Below are 15,377 nucleotides of genomic sequence, written 5' to 3' on the forward strand. Positions count from 1 at the left end.
GTTACTGTAATATGGATATAAAGGAATATATGATGAGAAAAATCAGCTTGACAGGATTAGCGATCGCCTTCCTATTTTTCGGTAATTTACTAGGGTGTTCCAGCCCCGTTACCGGGGAAACCAAAAATGGGCAAACGAACAATGAATCAGCCGAAATAAATATGCAACAAAATACTCCAGAAATCAAAGGAGAACAGGTGACATTAACAGGTGTGGTTATTCGCAAATCTTGGAATAAAAGCTATGAGTCTTGGAACGCGGGAGGCGGTGATTATTTCGTCCTAGATGTAGGAGATACGGAAATAGCAGAACGTTCCGCTGAGGAAGGGGTAATTTTACGCGGTTCTGATGCGGTAGACTGGGAAAGTTTTGCAGATTATGAGGGTCAAAGGGTGCAAGTTGAAGGCTATTTTATCGAAGCACAACCGTATGTCCCCCAAAGTCCAATGGAACAATATCCTATGGGTATGGATGGGAAACCTTTACCCCGTGGGAGTGGTTTTCAAGTTGATGCTATTCAGATTTTGAATTGATGATGATTTAGGATGTTAGAAAAAGGCGCTCGGCGAAATTATCCCAATTTTGCCGAGTGTTTTTTGTTCAAAAAATAAGACAATTTTATCGGTAAATAGCCATCCTAAAACAACGGCGAAATAAGCGATCAAGCCTCTCTTTCCCAAAAATAGAGAGTGTTGCTCAACAGTTCAGTTCATCCTGCACGGATAGCTACATAATAAATACACAAGGAAGAAATACACAAGCAAGCGATCGCTGGAGATTATTTATGTTATACTTAAACTATATAAACTGCAATAAACATGAAAACTGACAGTATTTTTTACCGCCTAGTTTTGGAATTCCCTCAAAGCTTTTTTGAATTAATCGGGAATGAGTCATCAGAGGCGACTCGGTATGAATTTACATCGAGGGAAGTCAAACAACTGGCTTTTCGATTAGATGGGTTATTTTTACCCACCACTAACGAGGAATATCGCCCTTTTTATCTGGTTGAAGTGCAGTTTCAACCGGACGATACATTATACTATCGTCTATTTAGTGAACTGTTTCTCTATTTAAAGCAATACCAAACGCCATTCCCTTGGAATGTGGTGGTAATTTATCCTACTCGTAGTATAGAAAGAGAAGTGGCTGTTCAATTTGGCGATTTACTCAATCTAAACCGGGTAAAACGAGTCTATTTAGATGAGTTAGGGGAGATAGGCGATCGCTCTTTGGGAGTTGGACTTGTTAAGCTAGTTGTAGAAGAACCAGATCAAGCGGTCGATCGGGCTAAAGGTTTAATCCAACAAGCAAAGCAAGAGTTAACTAATGAACAAATTCAGCGAAACTTGGTGGATTTAATCGAAACGATCATTGTCTATAAATTACCTAAAAAAAGTAGAGAGGAGATTGAAGCAATGTTTGGCTTAAGTGAGTTGAAACAAACCAAGGTATATCAGGAAGCTTATTTAGAAGGTGAGGAAAAAGGGGAACAAAAAGGTGAGGAAAAAACCAAATTAAAAGCGATTCCTGCTTTGCTTAAGGAGGGTTTGACTGTTGAACAAATAGCCCGCGCCTTAGATTTACCTTTGGCGGTGGTTCAGCAAGTGGCCACAGAAACAAATAAGTCAAATAATTCTTAAGATTTAGGAAATTAACCGTAATTTCCAGAAAGATATTTACCACTTCAGACACAGAGAGCACAGAGAATACAGAGATGTCCTGGCTTTGTGTTTTCTGTGTTTTCTGTGTCTGAATTAGTTAGATCGATCGCATCAGCCAGAATTTGAGGCAAACTAGAAGAAGAATTACTATTAGATCCAAACAGATAACCCAACCCCAAATGGCCGAATGTTCGATTTCATTATTGCAAGAGATCCATGAGGCGATCGCCGCAGATAACCCCTTTGCCCGACCCCCGGTAGTCACTGACCAAGACATCTGGGGCGAACCCTTCCCGGATCTCACCACCCTGAACCGTCATGCGAGTGATGCGGTCTTAAAACTGCTGACGGCAAATTCTTGTTATCCCAAACTGACCTCGATCGCGATTACAGGTTCCACCGGGACGGGCAAAAGTCATATAATTGGACGCATTCGCCATCACCTGAAAACTCATCCGGGCAACTTATTTATCTACGTCTCTTTAGGCCAATATACCGATGCCAACTTGTTGCGTTACCAATTCCAACAAACCATCGTCAATGGGTTGCGGCAAAAAGGCAGTCAAGGGGTGATGCAATGGTGGCAACTGGCAGCGGAAATTGCCAACCAAACCTTAAAAGTGGTGAACCCAGAGGCCAGAGTTTTTCATCCTTTGGAGTTAGTAAAAAACCTCCAAGGGAATAACTTGGCGAAAAACCAAGCCTGGATTAATCAACTGACCGAAGCCTTTTTCAGAATTAAACCGAATATTGGCGAACCGGATATCCTTCGCGGGATTATCTGGACTCTTTGTAATGCCCAAACTCCTTATGCTTTGAAATGGTTAGCGGGTCATCCCCTGACCACGGAAAAAGCCGAACAATTGGGGCTGCCGAATCACACGGACAAATACCGGGATACCGATGCTTGGGAAACCGTGGTGCAACTTTTAACTTTAATTAGTGATTATTATGGGGTGATTATTTGTTTTGATGAGGTGGAATCTAGGGATAAAGGAGAGGCAGGGTTAAAACGAGAAAGAATTGTGGCCAGTTTGGTGAAAAGATTGTTTGATACGATTCCCCGATCGCAACTCAATCATCCCCTGATTCTGTTAACAGTAATGACCCCGCAAACTTGGCACAACAAAGTGCTAAATTTGCCCCAAGGAATTCCCTCTTATTTATCAGATATGGGCGTTCCAATTCGGTTACGACAAATGGTGGATGAGGAAATTGTCCAGTTAATTGCCCTTTGGCTGCAAAATTTTTATCAAGCGTACCAGCTAACCCCACCAACTCCGGTCTATCCGTTTGATGCAGATCAGCTAAAAGCATTAGGTCGGGAACAGCTTACCGTTCGGCAAATTTTAACCTGGTGTGCGGATAATGTGCAGTCCGTGGAAGTTTCCCCAGCCGAACAGATCGAACGGCTATTTGCCCGGGCTAATAGTTTAGACCATGAAGGGTTAAGCGAGGCAGAAGTCGATCGCGCTTTGACCGATCGCTTTTTATTAACGGATATTCTGGAATTTTCCCTAGAGTTGGCGATCGGACAAACCATTGGGAGTGTAACCCTGGAAGGGGTTGACCGTTTGCCGAGTGAAAAACAACGGAAATATATCCAATTACAAGCGATCGCCAAAGAAAATGGCCAAATCGTGAAAATTGGCATCGCGATCGCCCCACAAAACCATCCCCAAAGCCTTTGTGCCACCTTAAAACGCCTTGTGGAATATGAAAAATTTGACTTAACCAAAGGTTGTATATTGAGTTCTGAAAATCCAGCAATTCCGACCCATTGGCAAGCCTACGGTTATCTAACGAAATTATGTTCTCAAATGGGGGGAAAATGGGTCAAATTACAACGGGCAGATTTGAAACCCTTATTAGCCTTATGGCAGGTTTATCAACAAAGGTCTGATTATGGATTAACCGCCGAACAAGTTTATCAGTTTGCCCGATCGCACCAAATTATCGCCAAAAATCCCCTACTATGGGCAATTTTCACCAATTCCACCCCAGCGATCGCCCCCGACTCTCTGGAAGAAAAGCCACTTCCAGACCTGTTTACCGCCGAATATTCCTACTCAGACTTCGACTTAGCCCCGTTAGATTTAGGGTTAATCAGTGAATTGCCGGAAGACTCTGCTGATACCTGACTTTTACCATTGCGGATATAGCAACACACCTGCGGAAACCAATCAACAGCGATCGCGTCTGAAAAAAAACACTAAAAAACACTTTTCCATCTACTACCAAAGGCTAGTATCAAAGGCACATTGCCGTCATCTCTCGGTGTCTGATTCATCGGTGTCTGATTCATCGGTGTCTGATTCATCGGTGTCAGATTAATTTGTGTCACACACTTTTCTTCAACTCAGGTGTATCGCCATTAGCTTTTAATTAACTAATTTAAATAACAGTAGGCTGGGCAATGCCCACCCTACGACTCTACTGCAACTGTTGAAATCAAAAAGGTGAGTAAAAATGCTGAGTTCTTCTTTCATTGCTTTGGCGATCGCCTTTGGAATGGGACTACTATCCCTGTCATCTCAGGAAGAAATTGCCACGGTTCTCTGTGGGGCGATCGCGATTATCTGCTTCATTTTGTCCCTAGTGCTCGCATCTTGGCAAATCCAGTTAGCCCTAGTTCTCCTATTGATAGGTACTTATAACTACCGCTTAAGTCTCGATCCCTAAATCAGCGATCGCCCATTAGCCCATAGACTTACCGAATTAACTTCATATAACTAAACATTCCGATAAATTTTGTAAAAATTTGACAAATGATGTGACAATTTAATAAGCATCTGTTACATTTATTTGAACCATCAGCCAAACCCGAGGCTGAAAAAAACAATGTAAATTAGTCCAAGAGGCACAAAACTATGTGGCAACTTCTCCCAATCATTCTGCTGCCCATCGCTACCATCGCGATCGCCTATATCCTAGAATTTTCCACCTACTTGTTAAGTCAGGTCTGGGTTTTGTCCAGCATGATCCCCAACTGGATCCCCACCGTTGTCCTGCTGATCCTGGTAGTCTTCACCTACCGCAGTCTCAAAGCATCTTCAAGTCAGGATATTTAACTCGATCCTGAGTGAGTGTTCACTATTCACTTCATTATTTGTTATTTATTATTCATTATTCATTATTTGTTATTTGTTACTCGTCACAGTGAACCAACAACCAAAGAATCCCTACGCAACAACCAACAACAGATAACAAATCTGATAGTTAAAAAGCGATCGCCACAAATCAAAGCGTTTGCCACTATACTGACTTAAGAATTTTTCTAGCTGGGATAGGGCTTTTAGCCGGATCAAGCCAGAAAATGTTCGGATGATTTACCTTAACTCTTAGATGGATAGGGCATATTTGTAGATGAAGATTTTAGATTCGCAAGGGCGCTTATTTGGTAAATTAAGCATCTTAGATATTGGTGCAGGATTGGTGATTTTGCTGGTAGTCATCGGCATCTTTTTTCTGCCGGGGAAAACCGGGTCAGTCGCGCAAATTGGCGTCACCACAAAACCCGTAGAAATGGATGTGCTGGTTCGGGGACTGAGTGTGCGTAACCCGAATGGTTTAATTAAAGAATTTGAGAAAAACAAAAAAGCCAATATCATTATCCGCAATCAGCCTCACGGTGAAGTTGAGGTCACGGCTGTAAAACGACTCGTCGATGAGTTGGCCGTACCGCAACCCGATGGCACCCTAAAAGTCCTCCCAGATCCACGAGTGGAGGATTCTTATCGCCTGAATATGATTTTAACCATTGCGGGAAAAGCGACCATGACGGAGACAGGCCCAGTTTTAGGGAATAACAAGTTAAAAATTGGCACATCTGTGGAACTCGATGGCCTACTGTATAACTTCAATGGCAGTGTGATCGAGGTGCGAGTCAAATAATATTGGTTATTGGTTATTGGTTATTTGTTATTTTACCCTGGCATAGACAATCACGAATAACAAATAACCAATAATGAATCAAGCCGAAACTAACCCCAGTTTTAGGGCTTTAACAATAGCTTGACTGCGATTTTTGACTTGAAATTTTTCAAATATCGAGGTTAAATGAGCTTTAACAGTGGCGGTAGTGACACAAAGATTTTCAGCGATTTCTTCATTAGAAGCCCCTTGAACTAACCACTGTAAAACTTCTTGTTCTCGTTCGGTTAAATAAACGGTTTTATTGCCGGTCAGAGAATGTCCCCCATAAAAGTGAAACATCCGAAAAAACCGCGTTATCACTTCCGGGGCTAGATAAATTTCATCTTTAATCACGGTGGCGATCGCATCATATAATTGCTGGGCAACACAATCTTTAAACACATAACCCCATGCCCCCGATTCCATCGCTTTAAAGATTAATTCATCCTCGCGATGCGCCGATAAAACGATCGCTTTTCCTTTATACTTTAACTCTCTAAACTGATCCAAAGCATCAATCCCATCTTGTTTGGGTAATTCCATATCCAATAATATAATCATCGGATGTTGTTCCGCTGCCAGTTTCACCCCTTGGGCGACGGAAGCGGCTTCCCCCACTACATTAAATGTTAAACCACCATTGGCACTATAAAATGCCAGCAAAGTTTTTAATCCTTTGCGAAACATTGGTTCGTCATCCACTAATAAAATGGAAATGATTTGTGGTAATTTTATTTCATAATTTAGCATTACTTCTTCCTATTTTGTAGAGCGATATCAATGCCAGATCAATAGCAAACAATCATTGCAAAAATATCTTTGGTTATTCTGGTTTGAAAAAAGCAACTCCATGAAATGAATCGATGTGTTGCCATAAATGGACGTTATTTAGTAAAATTACCTGATTGACTTTTTAATTAATCCTAATTAATCCTATATCAGCGAGCATACCGGGGCAAAACAACGGAAACTTGCCCCCCACCTTCGGGAAGATTTTCTAACCAAATCGACCCTTGATGATCGAGGATAATTTTTTTAGCGATCGCCAATCCTAAACCTGTACCACCCGGACGCTTAGAATAGTAAGGAGTAAAGGCATTTTTCAGGTATTCGGGAGCAAATCCCGGTCCGCGATCGCTCATTTTAATCATCACTTCATTCCTAAATAGCCGCCAATGACAATTGACTACCCCGCCCACGGGACTAAATTCAATAGCATTGCTCAACAAATTCTCAAAAACTTGTTCAATTTGCCAAGGTTCAAATTCAAATTCCAAAGGCGACTTTTCCCAAAAAAAGCTGACTTTTTTTTCAGCCAATTTATTCTCAAATAACCGATATATTTTTTCGATTATTTGCTGAAAATTTTGCACTTTAATATGGTTTTTTTTCGGTTTAGTGTAGTTTAATAGTTGAGTTAAATTTTGGCTCATATTCCGAACCGTATCACCAATAATCATAGCCTGTTCCTTAAAAATGGGATCTGACAGACCCCAATTCAAATTTTGAGCATAAAGCCCAATCATTCCCAGGTAATTTCTGAGTTGATGTTCGCTGCGTCCGATCGCAATTTCTAGTAACTGAATTTCCTCTTGTTGACGCTCGTGATCTCGACCCATAACTAAATAATCACTGAGCAATTCAAATCGTTGTGCAGTGGCTTGTTGTTCCGCCGCCGAAAGCGGTTGATGCGCCCACAAAAGTAAATACTCATCTACAGATTCGTCAGAAATGCAGAAGCGATCGCCATTTAAAGAGAGGGCTTTCTGAGGGGCGATCGCGGCGAAATTAGCGGAATTAGTTTCGGGAGAATAGGCCAAAAGTTCGCCAGAATTTTCTATATCGGATTTGTCCGTGGCATCGGTAGCAACTAAAGGATAAAAATAGAGATCCGGAGGAACATTTTGCCGATCGCTATCTACATAATGTAGCCACAGTTCCGACTCGATCTCAGACAAGATTTGGCGATCGAACCCCGGACGTTCTTCGCGGACAACAGCCATTCGATGCCTATTCCCCAAGGGAGAGGGGCGATCGCGAAAAACCAACCAAGCACCCAGCAGGGGTAGTTGTTCGACTAACTGTGCTAATTGTCGCTGACAAACCTTGACCAAATTGCCAGATAGCTTAGGAGATGCATTGGGCGATGCCGAGGGCGATCGCGGGAGTGCTTGACTCCCCACCATCCCTGAAGATAAGTGCCGATCTAAACTCAACTTTTGCATAGAGTCACCTTCTAGTTTTAAAGCGGGGATCCCCTTATTTATCGGCATGGGATCGGTAGCACATCTACCTTAACCATAGATGTGGGCAAACGACTAGAAAACACAACAATTTTTAAAGTTTCGACCAAAGTCTAATAACCAGATGCCAGTCCCGTGACTAATCTATAACTTGTACGGCCTAATCACCCACTTATGATTCCTGCGGTTGCTCAGAGTTTGGCAGAAATCCTGGCTGGTAATGCCTCTTCAATTGCTACGGAGCAAATTGACTTCGACCACCCCACAGTGGATCGGGGGATCGGCTCACGGCTGAACTTATATTGTTATGAACTTCGACCCCATGAACAGAGGCAGTCACATCAGCAAATACCCGACAAAACCAGCCAGAAATCAGAGGCGATCCTTTGGTTTGACCTATCGTTTTTGATTACCGCCTGGGATGCCACAGCGATCGGCGAGCAGCATCTGCTTTCAGAAGCACTCAAGATGCTATTAAGCCACCATTGCTTACCCCAGGAAGTTCTGCCGATCGCGCTCCGAGGTTCTACGATTGTCCCCATCGATATTTCTACCATCGATCTGAATCAGACCATCGCCCTCTGGAATGCTCTGGGTGTACCGCTCCGTCCCGCCTTATATGTCACCGTGACAATTCCTATGCCAGTGGCAACAGACTTGCCATTGTATGTGGAAATGTCGCAACTGCCAACCGTGCCAAGCAATTAACTGGTTCAGCTTTGCTCTAGGGAAGTAGAAAGAAACCAAAGAAAATTTTCCATGCAGAGATGCTTTTATGCGATCGCACCTCCGCATGAAAAATATCAAACCCAATATTAATCATTTTACTGCTTAAGTTCTGTCTAAGTCCAGAGATTTCCCCATCTCCTCCTGGAAACCAAAGCCAACCTACTGGAATGAAGTAACGGGATCGAGAGATGAAGGAATGAACTAGCGGGATCAAGGGATGAAGGGATGAATTAGCGGTTTGGGATTAGACCTGTTGCCAAAAGCCAAGCTGTTGCCAAATAGCAAATGGAGGATATCCACTTATGCCTTTGGATTATTTTGCCCCTGGTGTCTACATCGAAGAAGTAGACCGGGGGAATCGACCGATAGAAGGAGTTAACCTGAGTGTTCCTGGCTTTATCGGCTTTACCGAAGATGTACGCGGTGACGCGGAAACCTTCAAACCGATGTTAGTCACTACTTGGGATCAGTATTTAGAATATTTTGGCAAACCCGGATCCGATGGGTTTACCGACTTTGGCGCGTATCTACCCTTTGCTGTTCAAGGTTGGTTCCTGAATGGTGGCGGTCGTTGCTGGGTCACGAGTCTTGGCAGCCGACTACCGGGTGCGGCGGCGCCAACGGCTCAAGAAACCGCCACGAAACTATTAACCTCTTCCGGCGTTACGGCTCTACTATTTAATGTCAAAGGAGCAGCCGCTGCTGGAGATGAAGCCGCATTACCCGCAGTCACCGGACAACTGACCGTGGCGATCGAAAGCGACACCCCGATCCAGCCAGAAGACGACAGCGAACCACCTTTAGACACTGGCGAATACTTTAAGGTGACAGTGAAGCGGGGCGACGAAACCCTGGAAAGCTTCAGCAACCTAACCATGAAAGAAGAAGTAGCCGCTGAAGTTGGCAGCTATGTACTCACCGCTTTAGCCGATTCGCAATATCTGAATGTGGAATTAGCAGCAGGACTGCCCGCAGTGTCAGCCCTATCCAAGCGGCCCGCCAATGGAGTCTATCAAGTCAGCCCACCGGCAGCTTATATTACTGACGTGAATCAGCTACCGCGAGAACTGCAAGGAAATCGCAGCGATCGCAAAGGCGTCCAAGGCATATTTGAAATTGATGATGTCTCCATCATTGCCTGTCCCGACCTGATGCTGCTTTACCAACAAAATCTAATCAACCTAGATCAACTCCACGGCATCATGGAAATGATGCTCAGTATGTGCGAAAACTCCGCACCCAGCCCACCGTATCGCATGGCCGTCATCGACCCACCGCCAGTCAAACCGGGCAAAAACGACAACAAAGCCATTCCCCCAGAACAGCAAAAACCCCAAGATGTCGCCACCTGGTTAAGTATGTTTAACCGGCGCTCCATGTTTGGCGCACTCTACTATCCTTGGGTTAAAGTGGCCAACCCCCGCAACGGTGGACGCCCGATTTTCGTTCCTCCTTGCGGACACATGATGGGCGTATGGTGCCGCACCGACGAAACACGCGGTCTATTCAAAGCCCCCGCGAACGAAACCCCACGGGGTGTCATTGGTCTAGCCTACGAAACCAACTTCCGGGAACAAGAACTCCTCAACCCCCTCGGCATCAACTGCATCCGCAACTTTGCCAACTTCAACCGGGGCATTAAAATTTGGGGCGCTCGCACCCTCGTTGAACCGGACAACATCCAATGGCGCTATATTCCCGTTCGCCGCTTAATGAGCTACATCGAAAAATCCATTGAAATTGGCACTCAATGGGTAGTCTTTGAACCCAACGACGAAGCCCTCTGGGGTCGAGTCAGTCAGACCGTTTCCAGCTTCTTAACTGGGCTATGGCGTGAAGGGGCTTTAGTGGGCAGCAACGTCAGTGAATCCTTCTATGTCAAGTGCGACGGGGATCTCAATACCCCAGACACCATGATGAAAGGACGCCTCTATATCGAAGTGGGTGTCGCCCCTGTGCGTCCAGCGGAATTTGTCATCTTCCGCATCAGTCAGTGGGCTCCTGGCCAATATGGCCAATAATTGATGATCTGGTAAATGTCATCCCCGCATCGTTTGTTTGCTGGAATGACACATGGAAAATTGTAGGTTGGGTTGAGGCACGAAACCCAACTTTTAAAGAGGAAAGGTAGTAGGTTGGGTTGAGGCACGAAACCCAACCGAAATAACAGATGTTAGGCATTACTGAAAATTGCCACCTGACAAATGTTGGGTTTCACTTTGGTTCAACCCAACCTACGCTAATCTTTTTAAGCAGACCAAGTTAAGTAGCCAAAGCGGCTACACGACACCTATCAACAATACACCTTGACTTACAAGGAGGAAAAAAATGGCAGACCTGCTTACTATTTCTTCTAACAGGTTTTCATTTAAATATGGTGGCACCGAGTATCCACTCTTGAAAGTTAGCGGCATTAATATTCAAGCCAAAACCGCTGGTCACGGTAAGCCGATCGCCTCTACAGCCAAAGCCCAGATGACCAGAAACACCACTTCAACTGGGTACTACAACAACCAAGATGTCACCATTACCGCCGTTATTGAAGATAAGAATAAAAAACTATTTGACCTCTTCAAAAAAGGGATGCCAGCCACTTATGGCGGCGATGGCAAATGGAGTCAATGTTTTACCGATGGTTCCATAGAAATCTTTGATGCCGACGCTAAATTAGTCATCACCTACAACCTGAAACAATGTCAGATGGTAGGTTATGAAGTTTCTGAATTTAATGTTGGCGGTCAAGACTTTTTAACGGAAACATTCACCCTGAATGTAGAAAGCGTTGAGCGCAAACAAAGTTAAAAAAACAAGATAGATCGGAATTGGCGCTCAGTAACATGATTCAATAACGCCGCATACACTCAATATTAGGAGAAATACAATGCCAGATACCGTAGGCGAACCGCTATCCCAGGCTAGGTTTCAATTTAAAGCAGATAATCTCGATGAGGGTCTCTTAGTCGAATCTGTTTCTGGCTTGAAATTGACCATTCCGGTGACTCAATCTGATGGGCCATTGGGGGTGACTAAGGGGAGTAAAGTTAACCGACAAGCCGCTCCTTCCGCCGTAGAATCCCACGATATCACGATCAAATTTATTACCTCTAGTAAAAACCCCAAAGCCGTTTCTGATTGGTTTTATGATTCCCATTCGACCCCTGATGTGGGTGGGGCAACCAAAACCAAAGGAAAAAATCAAGTTGCAACCATTACAGTTTTTAAACAAGATGGCACCGAGTCAGCCCAGTGGGAATTTAAAGGGGTGATGCCTATGACTTATGCCATGTCAGACTTTGATGCAGCAGGCAACCAATCCCTGACAGAAACCGTCACCTTTGCTTATGAATATTTGATGCGTAAGAAATAGTGATTGTTTCTGATATAAATTACCTTTTATTTTTAGGGACACGGCATTGCCGTGTCCCTACGGGAGATCGATATTTAAGAAGATTTAATAAAATTAAAAAAAATTAAAGAAAATTAAAGGAAATTTAAGCAAATTTAAGCAAATTAAATTAGAGCAAAATAAGGATATAACCGTGGGCAAATTTCCCGAAGTTTTAGCCAAATGTCGCTTTTTTTTAGAACTGAAACTTGATGGCAGCGATGAGTCAGTGGATGGCTATTTTATGGAATGTAGCGGCTTTAAAGTGACTCAGGATATTATCGAAGCCACTGAGGTGACGCCGCAAAAGTGGGGCAAATCTAAAAAAGGCTTAGTGGTGACTACAAAAATCCCTGGCAATGTGAAATATAATAATCTAATATTGCGTCGAGGGCTGACTTGTTCGATGACCCTATGGAATTGGTTACAAGCCGTACAAGAAGGGAAGTGGGGGGAGAAAAGAAAGGATGGGTCTTTAGTGATTTATGACCAAGGGGCTCAAGCGCAGTTTAGATTAGAATTTAAAAATGCTTGGCCAGTCAGTTATACGATTTCTGACCTGGCTGTCACTTCTGGAGAGTTTGAAATTGAAGAAATGGAAGTGGCAGTGGAAGAGCTAAAAAGAGTAAAATTATAAAAAATATATATTGGCGATCTTATGATGATTCAAACGGAGTTTGAGTTTACTTTGCCCAAGGGATATTTGGATGAAGAGGGCAACCTCCACCGCAAAGGGGTGATGCGTTTGGCAAGGGCGATCGATGAGATTGTTCCTTTGCGGGATCCGCGAGTGAAATCTAATCCCGCTTATGCGACGATTCTGATTTTATCGCGGGTGATTACCCGTCTGGGGGCATTGGAGTCAGTCAGTCCGATGATGATGGAAAATCTGTTTGCGGTTGATTTGAATTATTTACAAAAGTTTTATCGCCAGATTAATGAGTTGGAACCCCCAGACCCAGAGTTTATTTCCCCCGCTTCCCCCCCTGAAGAAAATCCAGAAATGGGCAGGATGATGACGGAATTTCAGTAAGATTCAGTTAAGCATTATAGTCAAGTATTATAGTTAAGTATTATAGTTAAGTATTATATATGTTTTGGTATGAGGAATTCGACAATATTTGAGTTTACCCTGCCCAAGGGATTTTTGGATGCAGAGGGAAGTATTCATCAAGTCGGGATGATGCGACTCGCTACGGGTGAGGATGAAATTTATGTGCAAAAGCATCCCCAAGTTAGGCAAAATCCAGCTTATGCGATGTTGGTGATGTTGTCCCGGTTAATTGATGATTTCGGGCATTTATCGGTGGTGACTCCCGAAATGTTGGAACAGCTTTTTTTAATCGATCTCCTCTATTTGCGGGACTTTTTTGCTCAGATTCACCAGCCTTTGGATGTGGTGTCGGGTGGGAAAGTTTTCGGCTACCCCTTGGAGCAATTATACCAAGAGGTAGCTTTGATTGCTTTTTATTTTCATTGGTCTTTAGATGATATTTTAAGTTTGGAACATTCCGAGCGATCGCGCTGGGTGCAGTTGATTTCCCAACTGCATAAATGATAATTTACCCTTAGAATTAGATGAAAAGTATCCGCCGATATCCGTAGATAATTATGAGTAATTATTTAGCCATTCCGACTGTCACCGCCGCTTTGCAGCGAGTTTTGCAGGAGGCGATTCAAATTGACATCGATGGCACCAGGGTGACAATGGCTCGACCAGCGAATGCAGGCAGTGCGACCCCCGAACGCGGTGTGAATCTGTATTTGTATCAAACGACGCCAAATCCAATTTGGCAAAAGAATGCAGATGCGCGATCGCGATCGCAGACCAGCAGAGATAGTAAGCAAAACCGCACCGCTTGGGATTTGAATTATCTGATTAGTTTCTACGGCAATGATATGGATCTGGAACCGCAACGGATCATGGGGAGTGTGATTCGGGCGTTGAACGATCGCGCGATTTTGGATAAAGACTCTATCCTAGAAACCATTGCCGATGAAACTTTTCCTTATTTAGCCAGTTCTGACTTAGATCAACAGGTGGAGCAAATTATCTTCACGCCGCTGAATTTATCTTTGGAAGATTTATCAAAAATTTGGTCGGTATTTTTCCAAACTCCCTACGCTTTATCCTTAGCTTATAAAGCCAGCGTGGTGATTTTGGAAGGGGAACAAGTCAGCAAAAAAGCTTTGCCGGTGCGTCTTCGCGGGCTGGCAGCGGTGCCGTTTGGTTATTCCCCGATAGTGGATCGGGTGATTTCTCGAGTCGGGCCGGGGGAACCCATTCTTAAAGATAGTACCTTATTAATTCAAGGGAGAAATCTGAAAGCTTCCACTACCCTAGTCCGCATTGGGGAATTGGAACTCACCCCCCAGGAGGTGACGGAAAATCAGATTATTTTACCCTTGAGTTCAGTACCCGATGATGTCTTGATGCCTGGGGTGCAAAGTTTACAGGTGATTCATCGGATTACACAACGTCTAAATGTAATTCCGGTCTATGGTGCGGCAGCGACCGAGGGTGAACAAGCGGCGACAAATTTGTATCATTCCCCAGACAATAAATCGTATCAGTCTTTGGAGTCGAATGCCGCGCCGTTTGTTTTGCGTCCCACAGTTCTGAAAGCTACGGTTTCTAATTTGCAGGGTCGGGAAGAACCAACGCGATCGGCCCAAATCAAAGTGCGGGTGAATTTGACTGTGGGCAAAAAGCAGCGGGTGGTGCTAATTTTAAATGAGAAATCCATCGAAAATCCCAATGCTTATTTGTTTGATGCCCCAGTCCGGCGCACCAATCAAAATACGATCGCAATTCCGGTGGAAAATGTTAAACCAGGGGAATATTTGGTGCGGTTGCAAATTGATGGGGCGGAAAGTCTTCTGACTGTGGATACAGACCCGAATAGTAAGACATTTCAATGGTATAAAGAGCCGAGGATTTTAGTCCGCTAAATTGTTATATGTTATTGGTTATTTGTTAGTGGTTAGTTGACTTAAATTTGCCTAACAAATAACTAATAACTAACAACAAATAACCAATAAGAAAAGTAAGGAATTAAAGCGATGAATGAAGAAGAATTGAGACAACAATTAGAAAGAGAGATGGAAACCCTGAGTTATAATCGGTTGCATAAGTTGGGGAATGAGGCAGTTAAAGCGAAGCTGATTATTGGGCATGGTTATCGGGGCGGAAAGTATGAAATTCTGAGAAAAGATCAAGAACTGCTGCTGACTCCAGAAGAGGCGGAAAAGTATTTAGAGGATTTGCTGAAGTCAACTTAGACTTTAGGGGCGAAGCATTCCGGCAGATGCTCTTATACCAAATCCGGTTCTCATATACTGACTATGATCGTTACCTAAAACGCTTGTGGATTCCCGCCTTCGCGGGAATGACATCTGACCTGATAAACGGGTTTTAACAACCGGATTTGGTATTATTGC

Annotated in this window: 18 protein-coding genes; 15 read left to right on the forward strand and 3 right to left on the reverse strand. The window is 43.8% G+C overall.

Going from position 1 to position 15,377, the window contains the following annotated elements:
• The first annotated feature begins 29 nt into the window (after nt 1-29).
• The 3 genes from AM228_RS05470 to AM228_RS05480 all read left to right on the forward strand — a co-directional run bounded on the left by AM228_RS05470 (nt 30) and on the right by AM228_RS05480 (nt 3,805).
• A complete protein-coding gene (locus AM228_RS05470) occupies nt 30-533 on the forward strand; it encodes a hypothetical protein (protein WP_156331560.1) in 504 nt (167 codons plus the stop codon).
• A 285-nt stretch (nt 534-818) separates the two neighbouring features.
• Entirely contained in the window at nt 819-1,643 is an 825-nt protein-coding gene (locus AM228_RS05475; RefSeq protein WP_054465092.1) for an Rpn family recombination-promoting nuclease/putative transposase, read from the forward strand.
• A 200-nt stretch (nt 1,644-1,843) separates the two neighbouring features.
• Nucleotides 1,844-3,805, forward strand: coding sequence for a P-loop NTPase fold protein (locus AM228_RS05480; RefSeq protein WP_054465093.1), 1,962 nt, complete (start codon nt 1,844-1,846; stop codon nt 3,803-3,805).
• Nucleotides 3,806-3,876: 71 nt separating this feature from the next.
• On the opposite strand, the gene AM228_RS36035 is transcribed toward AM228_RS05480, so the two are convergent.
• Complete coding sequence (locus AM228_RS36035; protein ID WP_255353157.1) at nt 3,877-4,008, reverse strand: hypothetical protein; 132 nt, start codon at nt 4,006-4,008, stop codon at nt 3,877-3,879.
• Nucleotides 4,009-4,133: 125 nt separating this feature from the next.
• Here AM228_RS36035 and AM228_RS05485 point away from each other — a divergent pair, with 125 nt between their 5' ends.
• The 3 genes from AM228_RS05485 to AM228_RS05495 all read left to right on the forward strand — a co-directional run bounded on the left by AM228_RS05485 (nt 4,134) and on the right by AM228_RS05495 (nt 5,558).
• Nucleotides 4,134-4,346, forward strand: a complete 213-nt coding sequence (locus AM228_RS05485) for a hypothetical protein (RefSeq protein WP_054465094.1) — start codon at nt 4,134-4,136, stop codon at nt 4,344-4,346.
• Nucleotides 4,347-4,534: 188 nt separating this feature from the next.
• On the forward strand, nt 4,535-4,735 hold the full coding sequence (locus tag AM228_RS05490; protein ID WP_054465095.1) for a hypothetical protein: 201 nt from the start codon (nt 4,535-4,537) through the stop codon (nt 4,733-4,735).
• A gap of 295 nt (nt 4,736-5,030) precedes the next feature.
• Nucleotides 5,031-5,558: a DUF4330 domain-containing protein gene (locus tag AM228_RS05495; protein ID WP_054465096.1), complete on the forward strand. Its 528-nt coding sequence runs from the start codon at nt 5,031-5,033 to the stop codon at nt 5,556-5,558.
• Between the two features lie 78 nt (nt 5,559-5,636).
• Here the strand turns inward: AM228_RS05495 and AM228_RS05500 are convergent, their stop codons facing one another.
• Complete coding sequence (locus tag AM228_RS05500) at nt 5,637-6,329, reverse strand: response regulator transcription factor (RefSeq protein WP_054465097.1); 693 nt, start codon at nt 6,327-6,329, stop codon at nt 5,637-5,639.
• Nucleotides 6,330-6,517: 188 nt separating this feature from the next.
• Entirely contained in the window at nt 6,518-7,804 is a 1,287-nt protein-coding gene (locus AM228_RS05505; RefSeq protein ID WP_197285226.1) for a PAS domain-containing sensor histidine kinase, read from the reverse strand.
• A 192-nt stretch (nt 7,805-7,996) separates the two neighbouring features.
• Between AM228_RS05505 and AM228_RS05510 the strand changes: the two genes are divergently transcribed.
• From AM228_RS05510 to AM228_RS05550, 9 genes are all read left to right on the forward strand, one after another.
• Entirely contained in the window at nt 7,997-8,530 is a 534-nt protein-coding gene (locus AM228_RS05510; RefSeq protein ID WP_054465099.1) for a DUF4255 domain-containing protein, read from the forward strand.
• Nucleotides 8,531-8,853: 323 nt separating this feature from the next.
• Entirely contained in the window at nt 8,854-10,572 is a 1,719-nt protein-coding gene (locus AM228_RS05515) for a phage tail sheath C-terminal domain-containing protein (RefSeq protein ID WP_054465100.1), read from the forward strand.
• Between the two features lie 307 nt (nt 10,573-10,879).
• Nucleotides 10,880-11,353 carry a phage tail protein gene (locus AM228_RS05520; protein ID WP_054465101.1) on the forward strand — a complete coding sequence of 158 codons (474 nt, stop codon included), beginning with the start codon at nt 10,880-10,882 and terminating at the stop codon, nt 11,351-11,353.
• Between the two features lie 79 nt (nt 11,354-11,432).
• On the forward strand, nt 11,433-11,918 hold the full coding sequence (locus AM228_RS05525; protein ID WP_054465102.1) for a phage tail protein: 486 nt from the start codon (nt 11,433-11,435) through the stop codon (nt 11,916-11,918).
• 172 nt (nt 11,919-12,090) lie between these two features.
• On the forward strand, nt 12,091-12,573 hold the full coding sequence (locus AM228_RS05530; protein ID WP_054465103.1) for a phage tail protein: 483 nt from the start codon (nt 12,091-12,093) through the stop codon (nt 12,571-12,573).
• 21 nt (nt 12,574-12,594) lie between these two features.
• Entirely contained in the window at nt 12,595-12,969 is a 375-nt protein-coding gene (locus tag AM228_RS05535; protein WP_369817674.1) for a hypothetical protein, read from the forward strand.
• 69 nt (nt 12,970-13,038) lie between these two features.
• Nucleotides 13,039-13,494 (forward strand): DUF6760 family protein, encoded by a 456-nt coding sequence (locus tag AM228_RS33995; RefSeq protein ID WP_190878032.1) that lies wholly within the window; start codon nt 13,039-13,041, stop codon nt 13,492-13,494.
• Between the two features lie 53 nt (nt 13,495-13,547).
• Complete coding sequence (locus AM228_RS05545; RefSeq protein ID WP_054465105.1) at nt 13,548-14,888, forward strand: DUF4255 domain-containing protein; 1,341 nt, start codon at nt 13,548-13,550, stop codon at nt 14,886-14,888.
• Nucleotides 14,889-14,999: 111 nt separating this feature from the next.
• The gene (locus AM228_RS05550; protein WP_054465106.1) at nt 15,000-15,218 is read left to right on the forward strand and encodes a hypothetical protein; all 219 of its coding nucleotides are present in this window, start codon (nt 15,000-15,002) and stop codon (nt 15,216-15,218) included.
• Nucleotides 15,219-15,377 lie beyond the last annotated feature (159 nt).

Origin of the sequence: Planktothricoides sp. SR001, from assembly GCF_001276715.1 — a bacterium.
Lineage (GTDB): Bacteria > Cyanobacteriota > Cyanobacteriia > Cyanobacteriales > Laspinemataceae > Planktothricoides > Planktothricoides raciborskii.